Origin of the sequence: Shewanella sp. CAL98-MNA-CIBAN-0140 (genome assembly GCF_040309905.1) — a bacterium.
GTDB classification, from domain to species: Bacteria; Pseudomonadota; Gammaproteobacteria; order Enterobacterales; family Shewanellaceae; genus Shewanella; species Shewanella psychromarinicola.
Window position 1 is genome coordinate 43,528 of record NZ_JBEOPI010000012.1, and the last position, 12,953, is coordinate 56,480.

The following is a 12,953-nucleotide window of genomic DNA, read 5'->3' on the forward strand; positions in this document are numbered from 1 at the left end:
GTATGCAACATGAATTTTTTTGAATCCCAGGACCGAGCACGTAAAAACACTTTTCAGCTGATTTTGCTGTTTAGCTTGGCGGTGATCATCCTGATCGTGATGGTTAATCTGCTGGTTATGTTGGCGTTTGGTTTTATCGACAACGAGCAAATGTCAGCGGGTCAGTCTTTTTGGCAGCAAATGGATTGGCGCACTTTTGCCACTATCAGTTCGGCAGTCGTTCTGGTGGTCTTGGGAGGCAGTCTTTATAAAATCATGGCTTTGTCGGCTGGTGGCAAGGTTGTTGCCGAAGGGCTAGGAGGGCAATTAATCGCACAAAATACCACGGTTCTGAATCAACGAAAATTATTAAATGTGGTAGAGGAAATGGCTATCGCTTCTGGTACGCCAGCACCACCGGTATATTTGTTGGCTGACGAGAACGGTATCAATGCATTCGCCGCCGGTTTCTCCCCCAAAGATGCCGTTATTGGCGTGACTCAAGGAGCGATTGATCACCTCAGTCGCGATCAACTTCAAGGTGTCATCGCTCATGAGTTTAGCCATATTTTTAACGGTGATATGCGCCTAAATATCCGCTTGATCGGTGTTCTTAACGGGATACTGATCCTCGGTATTATTGGTTACCACTTACTGTATTCCACTTCTCGTTCTCGGCGTGGACGGGACAATGGTAAAGGGGCCGCAGGAATATTAGCACTGGCGATTGGGCTCATTGTCATCGGCTTTGCCGGGACTTTTTTTGGCGGCTTAATAAAAGCGGCCGTGAGTCGACAAAGAGAATACCTAGCAGATGCCTCAGCGGTTCAGTTTACCCGTAACCCAGAAGGCATTGCGGGTGCATTGAAACGCATCGGCGGGCTAGAGTTTGGATCTTTGATAGAGGATCCCGGGGCAGCTGAAATCAGCCATGCTTTTTTTGCTCAAGGCGTTTCAGGTTTGATGCAAACGTTGTCCGCTACCCATCCACCACTGGCAAAGCGTATCTTGCACATTGATCCCCATTGGGATGGCAAATTTGCCACTGTCGACAAGCTCGAAATAGACCAAAGTGTGCAATCTGGCGATGGAAAAGTATCCAAGGCTCAGCCAGAATTGGCGAAAAAAATGAGCACAATTGCTGCCGGGGCGTCCATAGTTGATCTTGCCAATAGTATTAGTCAAATAGGCAATCCTACGCGGGAAACGGTCGATTATGTTCGGGCGTTAATTGCGCAGTTACCCACTGTCATCAAGGATGCTGCTCGCGAACCCTATGGGGCTCGGGCCGTTGTTTATGCCCTGCTATTGGATAAGGATCAGCAAATTCGGCTTAAACAATTAGCTTATTTACACCAATATGCCGACGCAAATGTTGCCGTTTTTACCCGTAAACTGCTGTCTGAAATAGATAGGTTAGAGGCTGGCTCTCGGCTTCCATTAATTGATATTGCCATCCCAGCTCTCAAACAGTTATCACTGTCTCAGTACCAGATTTTCAGAGTCAATATGGATGCTCTGATTGACATGGATTTTAAACTTGTCTTAAAGGAGTGGACCTTACGTAAAATTCTGTTCATTCATCTGGATGCTCACTTCTTCAAACATCCGCGCAGCCTACTGGCTAGCGTAGATAGCGAGCAACTTAAGCCCGAAATTGCATTGCTGCTATCCGTGTTGACCTATGCCGGTCAGCAAGAACAGGTTGTCAGAGAGGACGTTTTTATCACCGCGGTAGAAGCATTGGGAATGAGCGAGCTCAAATTAGTTAACGAAAATGCAGTCAAGCTATCAGATCTGGACACAGCGCTACAAAAACTGGAAAAGTTAACTCCTATGGCCAAACCGATGTTATTGCACGCCTGTGCCGTTTGCATCATGCGCGATCAAAAGATAGATCCGGTTGAGGTTGAATTATTACGGGCTTTTGCCGATGTTCTGGCTTGTCCAATGCCACCACTGATCTCTTATGCTTAAGCATTGTATCGCTCAATTTACCTTGAGTATGGATTGCACTCGTTAGCCTTAACTCATAAGAATATGCACCAATAATGGAATGGACCTACCGTTTGCTCGTCTTTTTAATAAGCGATTAAATCATCAAATTAAATGCATCTCCCGCCATATTATTAACTGCGTTGCAAGAAACCTATCTAGACAAATGGATCGAAACCTACAAAAAAAGATCGAATTCATTTGGGAAAATGTGCCGCGGCTCACCGGCAATGAAACATTACTTAATGGGAAATAGGTTGGGGCTGATAAGAATTTAGCTAAAAGCTAAATTGAAGGTCACCATTTTAAAAACGGGTAACGGTTAGCTTAAGTCAGAGCCATTACATTTGAGATGGAAATGACACAACAATGATGACTTAAGAGTGTTGCTGGCATCGCAATGATCTGCTGTACCATAGCGACATTAAGTCAATTTTTTAGACAAAAAATAATAAAAAAATAATATAAAAATTAGTGGCTTATGTTTTTTAGGTAAAAGGGAATGCAGCCCTCCATTAAACCCACTAGCCATCGGCTATTGCTTGACGTCAATACTTGTCTCAATTGGTGCTTTGGCGCGTCGTTAAGTAAAGGCCAACAAAAGAGGCTATTTTAAGGCGCCCCGGGGCATTAAGCGTCTTCGTTTTTTATTCTCAGATGCAGTCACTGTCGATGTAGGCAGAGGATTATCGGTGGCCAACGGCAAGGTGAAGTATAAAAACCGCCTCCCAGTGGTATAGTTGGTTAATTTCGTTGCACAACAGGAGACATATTATTTACACACTGTATTGGGATCGCGGTGGGGCCAACATGGCCACTCACGCCGTACTGGAAGAGTTGGGCGTGGCCTACGAGTTGATCGAGATCGATTTGGCTAAACGAATGCAACGTACACCGGAGTACCTGGCGATCAACCCGAACGGCAAGGTGCCCACATTACAGCACCGGGGCGAAATCATTTATGAATCGGCGGCGATTCTGATGTACCTGCTTGACCAGCACCCGAATGCCGGTTTGGCCCCCGCACTGCATTCGCCGCAACGAGGGCATTATTACCAATACCTCACTTGGATGTCGAACACCTTGCAGGAAGCGGCTAACCGCTGGGCCCACCCGGAGCACTACGTCACTGGCGATACCGATTTGCCCTCTGTGGTGGATAAAGCAACCCAGGACCTGAGCCGCTGCTGGAGCATCCTCAACGATGATCTGGGCAATAAAGGCCCATGGCTTCTAGGTGACAGACTAAGCGGCGCCGACTTTCATTTGTTTATGGTGGCCTACTGGAGCAGCCGCTATGGCAGTCGAGCGCAAGACTGGCCAAACCTACGCCGCCACATGCAAGCCATGCTTCAACGCGACTCTATCCAACAAATGATGTCTCAGGAGGGACTGACATTGGAATGCTGATCCGAGGTGGGATGGTTCACGCACTTAATAGAATTTTGCAGTGAATAAGTCCCTATGGCCATTAATTCATTATGTTTAACACTCGTGGAGTCCATATACGCAAAGTGGCACAACGCGAGATAGAACTAGGGTGAAAATAATTTTAAGGTAGTGGCCATTTTTTCTTCATAAAGAGCATGTTTCCATTAGGCAATTGTAGGGCTGTGATTACTGTTTTTGGTGTCTATTTGTTGGTTACATAATTAAATTTTCAGTTTCTTCTCGTGAGAGTATGAAAAAAAAGCGAAAAACATTGCCAGTAATATGTACACGGCGAGCCAGAAAAAAAGCTGAGAGCCTGTGATCCCATTATCAATGAGATAACCAAATAAAATCGGAGAAATCGAGGTCGATATCACACCAAGAGAGACCATGAGTGCGCGTATTCTCCCAAGATACTTGGTGCCATAGACTTCAGCCCAAAGCGCATTAATGATTGGGCTACCGGAGCCCATGGCGATGCCGAGTAAAATAAGTAGCGCGTAAGCAACCCAGTTGCCTGTTAGTTGCGAGGCCAACAACAAAGCCATGAGCATTGGGATTGGGTAATATTTTAACAATTGTCTCCCGCTGAATCTGTCAACCAATGCGCCCGTATACATTGATGAAAGCCAATGGGCAATCCCATAAAAGACGAAGCAATTGGCAAAAAGCATGGGTGTCCAGCCCATCTGAGGAAGAAAAAATCCCTGATGAATAAATATTCCTGTCACGATGAATGGTGCGGCAAGGACTGTGGGTAGTACCAACCAAAAACGATAATCGGCAAGTAATGTTCTTCTCGATCCATCCTCTTTGAGTGGTTTAGAAGGTTCACAGTCTAAAGTTGGATCATGTTCGGCATATTTTTGATTTCTCGCACGTTTAATAAGAAAAAGTGCCAGAGGAAGATAAAGTAAGGGGACTGATACTGCTATGATCAACCAACTTTGTTGCCACCCGAATTGTGCAATAAAAAATACTGCAATGGAAGGCAGTATGATTTCACCTAAGGGAACCCCTGTGGTTGCTACACTTACACCTTTGCCACGATTCAAAGAAAACCTTTTCATCATTGTGGTTATGGCGGTGTGTGGAAAAAGTCCCTGACCAAAAAAACGCAGGAGAAAAAGTCCGACAACAAGCGTTGTTAGGTTATTGGTCTGCCAGAGCGTAAGCGCTGCCAGAGAAAGTCCAATTGTGCAGAATAGGATAAACTTTTCTAACGAGACTTTGTCAATACTCCCACCAATCCACATGATAAGTAGGCCACTGGCAAGTGTTGCCATAGAGTAGGCGGTTCCATAGCTTGTGGCTGATAGACCAAGACTTTCTTTAAAGCTGTCTCCGAACCAGCTAATGAAAAACGACTGACCGAAGTTGCCCATGAAAACGGTCATCACGCCAAAAATGAGAATTGGCCAGCTGTGGCTTATAAAACGTAAATATTCGCGGATCATGTATTATATAAGCTCCCTAAAAAATTCACACAATTGACTTTTTTGATGGTTTGTCAACAAAGGGAAATGCGGATGACTATTATGCTATTCACATTTAGCTATGTTTCCAAGTCCAAATAGCCAAATGAACCTATTTCCTTTTTACTCTATTGCCTTTGTAGGATAGGCGGCTTTGTCATTTTTGTTTATGTGCATGTTAGCATGGTAGGTTTCTAAGTCGCTTTTACCTGAAGATAGCACACCGCCACAACGGGGCTTGATTGATGGATAATAAACTATCTTTTTAAATGCCCTTGCATCAAAGGAGCCATAGTATCAACGCTAGATTGTTGCTGCCAATCTGGTAAAAGCCGATATAAAAAAAGCGATGTATACGAAGCAGAATGAATGATTGTGTTCAAAGCAGTATTTTTTCGTAAATAGATTTTACTCTTTCTATACGGCACAAACTTTTTCTTTACAGAAATGGGTTTTCTTGTTGATGAGTGAAACGTTATAATTTCGAACACTTAACTGAAGTATCGTATAAATAATGCGCGCTTTGGTGATAACGTAAATGGATATATTATTTTGATGAAGATATTTGGAACACACAGCGGGGCATTTCATGCCGATGATGTTTTTGCCATTGCGGCGTTGTCGATGTTGCATCCGGAGTATGAAATACATCGCTCACGTGACCCCAAAGTATGGGCAAAATGCGATTACCTCGTTGATGTTGGTGGTTACTACAATCACGATGAAAAGGTATATGACCACCATTTTAAGAACGGTCCGACATACGATGATGGTTTAAAAATGTCATCTATCGGCCTTATTTGGTCTCATTATGGTACTGAGATTTGTGGCTGTCCTGATATTGCCGATAGGATTAGTCGACGTTTGATTAGACAGTTTGATGCAATTGATAATGGAGTGACATTAACACATCATATTGAAGACTTTTCTGATGTGCGCGAAATCTCACTATCGGGGTCAATTTCTATGATGAACCCTCAGGACCACTCTAAAACAGACGACGTTTTTGAGGGCGAAGTAGTGCGCGCTCGTTTAATGCTTCAGACTGCCATCGCACAAGCCAAGCACTGGATTGATAGTCGGGAAGGGGTGGAACTTGCTCTTAACGTGGCTCACAATGAAAAACGTTCATATATCATTGTGCCTGAAGATTGTAAGTGGATAGAACACCTGTTTAACAGCAATGGAAATGAAACGATACTTTATGCAATATTTCCAAATGGTGAAAAATGGTACGCCCGCACCGTTCCATCAGCTCCTGGAGAATTCTCTAACCGTAAAGATTTTCCAACATCATGGGCTGGTTTGAGTGATGAAGCGTTTTCAAAAGTGGCACAGATCCCAGATGGCGTATTCTGTCATCATGGCTTATTTATCTGTGCAACAGGTTCACTTCAGTCAACTATGAAGTTAGTCGCTGATGCCATTAAAGCCTAAACCGACAACGCCATGATAAATGTTTGTATTTGGTAAGCAGTGCTCAGTAAAAGGTGAAGACCTAAACGAGCTTGAACGTAGGGCTGTGAACCAATGTAGTACTCAAAACATGGCCAAGATTGTTGGCGGCATCAAAAGGATTTGCTGCGCCATAGCGTCATTACGTAAACTCGTTAGTAAAAAGACTAGCGAGTTATCTTTAAACGCAATGACATCATGCTAATGCGAGCCTGTAAACGATTCAAAAGATGTTATTAGTTTATAGACATTCGAAATCATTCTGAGACATTCAATATCACACGAATATATTCGCTCTTCATTGGCGATAACAAGTCTAGATAACCTCAACAATCCAGTAGCCAACATCGCGGCTGAGCTCAACGTTTTACCGAAGTAGGAAGCAAAGATGAGTAGAGATTTTTTCGAGCATAAAGCAGTTATTTTCGATAGCGATGATAATAGAGTTTCAAATGTCGAAAACATTGCCAATGCTGTCATTAAAAATGTAAGCCTTGATCGACAAATGCACTTAATGGATTTTGGCTCAGGTACCGGATTGCTACTTGAGCGCATTGCGCCGTCTGTACGAAAAATTACTGCTATTGACATTTCAAAATCGATGAATGATCAGCTTGAAAAGAAGCGAGTCAGTCTTAGTTGTGAAATTGATATATTGGCCATTGATTTAGAATCTACAGATATCACAGATAAATTTGATGGCATTATATCTTCAATGACAATGCATCATGTGAAAGATATTGGGGCAATGTTCGTTAAGTTCTATTCTCTGCTAAATGATGGCGGAATAATCGCTATATCTGATCTTGACAAGGAAGATGGAAGTTTCCATACAGAAGATACTAGTGTCTACCATTTCGGTTTTGACCGAGATGCGATTGCTCTTGCAGCAAAGCAAGCTTGTTTTCGAGAGGTTGAAGTCGTTGATGCTAGTGTAGTGCACAAGTCACAAGGAGAGTTTGCGGTATTTTTATTAACGGCTAAGAAATAAGCATGTATCAAGTTGATCAAACGAACAACACCGTTGGCTGTTGTTCGTTGCTTACTTATTTTCTTGTCATTGATCTAAACAAGCCAAACTCAGTTATGGCATTGGCATATCGATGTTTGGCTTGTTTTATCTAATCTGTAGAGAAAACCTCGTGATCAGAGCGAAGCGAAGTCGCGGGGATGAATCGATAAACTAACCTTGCTCTTGAATATATTGACGGATCGTATCAACGGAAGTGCTGCCGTTTCCAGATAAAGCGTTATTAGTACTATGCTTAGCAGGCTTGTTCACTTTCAACAATCTTTTGAATATCGTGCGGGTGTACTTTAACGCAAATGCCATTGGCCTTAAACGCTATGGTTGGGTTGGCTAAGCGCTCTTTATCGCCTTTTGGCGAACTTTGCTTTACCTTAATGTCACTGTTTTCTGAATCATTACTCGCAATAATATCAGCCAGTTGTGGCACTTTTTCGATAAGCTCTGCGACTAGTTCATCACAGGTTTGTGCCTGTGACGGAAACACTAACTCGACATGTTCCCAGCCTTCAACTGGATAAGCTTTGTCGGATGGGAAGGGCAGTTCAACACATTGAATGTGCATTGCGCCAATAACTAATGGCTCGGTTAATTTAATGATTAAAATAGGCCGACCGTTAATGATATTATTGGAGATTATTTTGCCATGTTGGCTAAATTCATCAGCTAATAACTGCGCCATGTGGTTGTCGTTCACTCGTAAGGCGGCATGATCGCAGTATAGTGATAAGTTCTCTAGGCCTAACTGATCAATAAATGCCGTAATGCGCTGACCAAAGTCGACCCAAGTATGTTGTAGGTGTTGGTAATTCATTTTGTGACCCAAAAAACAAAGCAAAAATGGTATGGTTGAGATTAAATCAGCCTATGGCCATATTTCAATCGGTGTACCGGCATCAATCATTTGCCATAATTCATCCATTTCTTTGTTGGTGACGGCAATGCAACCATTGGTCCAGTTGTACTTTTGTGCTTCTTTTGGCGGCAACGTTGAACGAGGGTTTTCACCGTGGATCATGATCATGCCACCGGCTCGGATCCCTAATGCGTCAGCCCTTAATTTATCTTCTTCATTGGGATACGAAATATGAATCGATTTATAAAATGCACTATCAGATTTTTTATAATCTAAAACGTAACGGCCTTGTGGAGTGCGTTGATCACCTTCTTTAAGCTTATGACCACTGGGCACATCGCCCATGGCAATGAGGTAACTTTTAACCACTTTTCCGTCACGCATGACAGATAAACGAGATTCGGATTTATTGACCACAACTAAATCCACTTTTGCTGTTGTTTGGCTTGTCGAAGCAAGCGCTAATAACGGGCAGAAAATTAAGGCTATAAATAATATGTACAACGCGCGCATGAAAACTCCGTAAACCAATGACCTTTTTAATTTTTATTGTAAAATGACCTTATTTCGAATGTTAACATCCGACAGTCAATGTTAGATTTTAACGACTACAAGGGTTAATTGATATTAGTTAACCAAGTTTATTTGCAATTTATTGCCCAAGACAGTGAATATTAAGATGAATACCGAAGAAAAACCCGACAGCCCACTGAAACAATACCTTAGAAGTGTGATTTTTGGTACCGAAACCTTAGCAGGAAAACGCTTCGATATTGCCCTTATGGTCTGTATTGTACTGAGTGTGTTATTAATTTTTATCGATACGATAGAACGAGTTAATTCGCCGTACGGTGACTATATTCAAATTGCTGAATGGACCTTTACGGTAATCTTTACCGTTGAGTACATATTAAGGATCTATTGTTCGCTTAATCGGTTACACTATGCACGCAGCTTTTTTGGTGTAGTGGATTTAGTGTCCATTTTACCCAGTTATTTAGACTTGATTTTCCCAGGTGCCAATGTGGCGTTAGCGCTAAGGGTACTGCGTTTATTTCGTGTGTTTAGGGTATTAAAGTTACTTCGATATTTAAGAGATGGTCATATATTACTCAAAGCCATGATGCAGTCGAGTCGAAAAGTGTTTATGTTTTTTTTCGCAGTAAGCCTGATTATCATGGTATTAAGTGTGATTATGTATGTAGTCGAAGGCCCAAATAATGGCTTTACTTCAATACCTCAGTCCATGTATTGGACCGTGGTGACCATTACCACGGTTGGTTATGGAGACATTACGCCACAAACACCATTAGGTCAGGCGATTGCGGCACTGACTATGCTCATTGGTTATTCGATTATTGCCATTCCAACAGGCATTTTAACCGCTGAAATTACACATGAAATGGTCAGAACCCGTGATTTACGTAAATGCAGTAATTGTGGCAAGAAAGGCCACGATAACGATGCTGAATATTGTAATCATTGTGGTAGCGAACTGGAAAAACTCTAGGGTTATCGGCCATAAAGCGAGCTTGGGTTTGCTTATATATATTTACACTCAAGGATACTAATGACCACTGCTAAATTTGTTGAGGGTTCGATTTTACGCCATATCCTAGTGATGAGCTCTACTGCTGCAGTAGGGATTTCGGCACTGTTTGTGGTCGACTTACTCGATATTTTCTTTTTAAGTCTGCTCGGCGAAGTTGAACTTGCCGCTGCGGCAGGTTATGCCAGCACGATTTCTTTTTTTACCACATCAATAGGCATCGGCTTATCTATTGCTCTGGGTGCATTAGTGTCAAAAGCAGTGGGTGCTAAAAATATTAAGTTAGCTAAACGATTGTTTTTAAACAGTGCCATCGTGACGTTAATCACCAGTGTGCTGGTGGCTGCGGTAGTGATTGCGTTTATTCCAGAACTGTTAGCCTTGGTGGGTGCAACAGGGCGCACGGCGGAATTAGCGCAAAGCTATTTATATATTCTGGTGCCATCATTACCGTTTATTTGCTTAGCAATGGCACTTGGCGGTGCATTACGCGCGGTGGGCGATGCCAAATTGTCGATGATGTCGACGCTCGCCGGTGGTGGTGTAAATGCCATATTAGATCCTATCTTCATTTTTTCCTTATCAATGGGGATAGAAGGCGCGGCCGCGGCTTCGGTATTGGCTCGTATTGTTGTGTTTATTATCTCCGCCCGCGGCGTAGTGATAAAACATAAACTGTTAGGTCGGTTTTCGCTTGATGAGTTTAAACAAGACCTCGGGACTATTTTTTCAATTGCCGCACCGGCAATGCTGACCAATGTGGCAACCCCCATTGGTAATGCGGTGGTAACGCGAGCTATCGCCGATTTTGGTGATAGCTATGTGGCTGGTTGGGCTGTATTAGGTCGTTTGATCCCCGTATCGTTTGGGATGATTTTTGCACTGTCGGGGGCCGTTGGACCGATTGTGGGGCAAAACTTTGGTGCCAATGAAATTGAGCGAGTTAGATTGAGTTTGACCAAAGCGATTCAATTTTGTGTGGTTTATGTGCTGGTGATGTCACTTGGACTGTATCTATTACGCAATGTCATTATTAGCAGCTTTGCTATGAAAGGTGATGCGGCAGAGCTTATTTTATTTTTCTGTCAGTACATTGCCGTGTTCTTTATCTTTTCGGGAATTCTGTTTATTGCCAACGCCTCATTTAATAATTTAGGTAAGGCCAAATATTCCACCTTTTTTAACGTCGGTAAAGCAACCGTCGGCACCATACCCTTTGTCTATTTTGGCGCGCAGTGGGGCGGCGTGTTTGGGGTATTAATTGGCCAGGTTATTGGAGCGATTATCTTCGGTGTGATAGGTATTTTCTGTGCATACCGATTAGTCGACAAAATTAGTCGCCAAGGTTTGTTGCCGGCTGGTGCCAACCAACAACTGTTAGAAGACGATGCGATAAACATTGATATGGTTGCAGCACCATCACCTATGCCAGGACGCACTCAGATGGCCCAATTGGATGAAGAGCCCTTTTGTAAGCAATTTGCGCAACAAGATAATGCCGATGACACTATTGCTGACGAAACCAATACTGACAAAACGAGCGCCGATAAAACTAATTGATCTAATCAGCATTTAACACATCATGAATACCTATTTAACAGGCAATAAAAAGCCCCTATTATATTGGCTAAGGCCAACATAATAGGGGCTTTTTGTCACTAACACCCTTGTGAGGCGGCGTTAGTCTTTATCAGTTTCAGTGTTGCTGGTCTCTGTTGCTGCGGCTTGTTCTGCGGCTTCTGTTACCGCAATTTTTTCGCGTTCAGCTTTAGAGATATAACGCTCAACAGCCTTGCTGCTAGGGTTAGACGGCACCACTTTGTTTTGGCGAGCCTTGGCACGTTTAGCCAGCTTTTTGATCATCTCTTGCTTTCTATTCATCTGATTTCTTACTTTGTAAACGACAAGCTATTGATATCATTTTTGATGATAAACAGCTTATCAAAGCGTGATGACACTGGTCTTAGAGCCAACGGCAACATCACGAGAAAATTTGGATGCTATTTTAGCTTAATTGCTTAGCTGGATATAGTGTTTTATCCGTCAGCGACAGTATTAGTCTTTCAAGTCAGGTAAAACATCATCAGCTAAATTACCTCAACTCGGGTTAAAAGATGAGATAAAGCGGTAAATATCAGAATATTTTACCTGATTAACAACCGTTTAGTATCCCGAACGGGGTTTACTCATTAAACCCCGAATTTTTTGATATCTTCAGCGGTAGCACCATCGTTACATTCGCCACGAATTTCACCGCGTTCAGTTTCAACATAACGACTTAATTCGATAAATCCGGCTTTACAATAACCGTTCATTTCGATGGTTTTTTTAAGGCCAAGATCGATTTGTTGATGCCACAGTTCTAGGCGATTTTCAGCTTTACGTAGTTCTATTTGATAGCTTTGGGCATCTTGTTTACTGCGGCGAATGACTCTATCTCGAGGAGCATCACCGGGAATGCTACGATCAAGGGCGGTAGCTAATTTGGCTTTATAGACAAATAACTTAATCCCTTTACCTTTAATTTGCGTGCTGAATGCGTCGCGAAACTGGCCAACATAGTCCATTGGGTCTGGTTCGCTGGTGCTACAGGCGCTTAGAAGTATGGCGCTACAAATGATTAAGCCGATTTTTGACACACATAACCTCATCAGTTTTTTATCCTAAATGATATCTGGAAAAAGCTGCAGAAGATAATTATCAACCATTTATTGATACAACAATGGTCTAAAAAACAAAAGAATATATACAGCAATCTGTTAGCCACAGCATTAAGCTAAACTGTGGCGAAATAATACGAATTGTGGTTTACGCAAAACGCTCGTTGAGGTAGCTCATAATGGCTTTTGATTCATATAGCCATTGGGTTTTGCCATCTTGCTCGATACGTAGACAAGGGACTTTGAGTTTGCCACCTTGCTCGGTTAGCACGCTTTTGTGCTCATCTTGTTTGGCATCAACTAAGTTAATGGTTAAGTTTTGACGACGCATTTCACGACGAACTTTGACACAAAAAGGGCAGGCGGCGTATTGATACAATGCCAGCGATTGAGTCTGTTGATCGACAATGACTTGTTGATCTTGCGGACGTTGGCGCTTTTTAGGAGCAAACACAAAATTTAACAACAAAATAATTCGACCTAAAATCCAGCGAACGATAAACATATAAAACCTCAATCTTAACAA

The 12,953-nt window shown here is 42.6% G+C and carries 12 protein-coding genes; 6 read left to right on the forward strand and 6 right to left on the reverse strand.

All coding sequences use genetic code 11. From position 1 onward, the window contains the following. Positions 1-9 precede the first annotated feature (9 nt). On the forward strand, positions 10-1,956 hold the full coding sequence (locus AAEY93_RS08260; protein WP_124011717.1) for a M48 family metallopeptidase: 1,947 nt from the start codon (positions 10-12) through the stop codon (positions 1,954-1,956). 771 nt (positions 1,957-2,727) lie between these two features. After that, positions 2,728-3,384, forward strand: a complete 657-nt coding sequence (locus AAEY93_RS08265; protein WP_267898626.1) for a glutathione S-transferase family protein — start codon at positions 2,728-2,730, stop codon at positions 3,382-3,384. Positions 3,385-3,626: 242 nt separating this feature from the next. On the opposite strand, the gene AAEY93_RS08270 is transcribed toward AAEY93_RS08265, so the two are convergent. Further along, the gene (locus AAEY93_RS08270) at positions 3,627-4,862 is read right to left on the reverse strand and encodes an MFS transporter (RefSeq protein ID WP_124011715.1); all 1,236 of its coding nucleotides are present in this window, start codon (positions 4,860-4,862) and stop codon (positions 3,627-3,629) included. A 573-nt stretch (positions 4,863-5,435) separates the two neighbouring features. On the opposite strand from AAEY93_RS08270, the gene AAEY93_RS08275 reads away from it, so the two are divergent. Continuing rightward, positions 5,436-6,317 (forward strand): MYG1 family protein, encoded by an 882-nt coding sequence (locus AAEY93_RS08275; RefSeq protein WP_233768666.1) that lies wholly within the window; start codon positions 5,436-5,438, stop codon positions 6,315-6,317. Positions 6,318-6,723: 406 nt separating this feature from the next. Beyond that, the gene (locus AAEY93_RS08280; protein WP_124011713.1) at positions 6,724-7,326 is read left to right on the forward strand and encodes a class I SAM-dependent DNA methyltransferase; all 603 of its coding nucleotides are present in this window, start codon (positions 6,724-6,726) and stop codon (positions 7,324-7,326) included. A 274-nt stretch (positions 7,327-7,600) separates the two neighbouring features. Here AAEY93_RS08280 and AAEY93_RS08285 read toward each other — a convergent pair whose 3' ends face one another. Next, a complete protein-coding gene (locus AAEY93_RS08285) occupies positions 7,601-8,176 on the reverse strand; it encodes a VOC family protein (protein ID WP_124011712.1) in 576 nt (191 codons plus the stop codon). A 51-nt stretch (positions 8,177-8,227) separates the two neighbouring features. After that, positions 8,228-8,731 carry a L,D-transpeptidase family protein gene (locus AAEY93_RS08290; protein ID WP_101032012.1) on the reverse strand — a complete coding sequence of 168 codons (504 nt, stop codon included), beginning with the start codon at positions 8,729-8,731 and terminating at the stop codon, positions 8,228-8,230. Between the two features lie 166 nt (positions 8,732-8,897). Between AAEY93_RS08290 and AAEY93_RS08295 the strand changes: the two genes are divergently transcribed. Then, complete coding sequence (locus tag AAEY93_RS08295; RefSeq protein WP_101032011.1) at positions 8,898-9,728, forward strand: ion transporter; 831 nt, start codon at positions 8,898-8,900, stop codon at positions 9,726-9,728. A 60-nt stretch (positions 9,729-9,788) separates the two neighbouring features. Next, the gene (locus tag AAEY93_RS08300) at positions 9,789-11,327 is read left to right on the forward strand and encodes an MATE family efflux transporter (RefSeq protein WP_124011711.1); all 1,539 of its coding nucleotides are present in this window, start codon (positions 9,789-9,791) and stop codon (positions 11,325-11,327) included. A gap of 120 nt (positions 11,328-11,447) precedes the next feature. Here AAEY93_RS08300 and AAEY93_RS08305 read toward each other — a convergent pair whose 3' ends face one another. From AAEY93_RS08305 to AAEY93_RS08315, 3 genes are all read right to left on the reverse strand, one after another. Further along, a complete protein-coding gene (locus AAEY93_RS08305; RefSeq protein ID WP_101032009.1) occupies positions 11,448-11,648 on the reverse strand; it encodes a DUF2986 domain-containing protein in 201 nt (66 codons plus the stop codon). Positions 11,649-11,956: 308 nt separating this feature from the next. Next, entirely contained in the window at positions 11,957-12,406 is a 450-nt protein-coding gene (locus AAEY93_RS08310; protein ID WP_124011710.1) for a hypothetical protein, read from the reverse strand. Between the two features lie 169 nt (positions 12,407-12,575). Beyond that, a complete protein-coding gene (locus AAEY93_RS08315) occupies positions 12,576-12,932 on the reverse strand; it encodes a glutaredoxin family protein (protein ID WP_124011709.1) in 357 nt (118 codons plus the stop codon). Between the last annotated feature and the right edge of the window lie 21 nt (positions 12,933-12,953).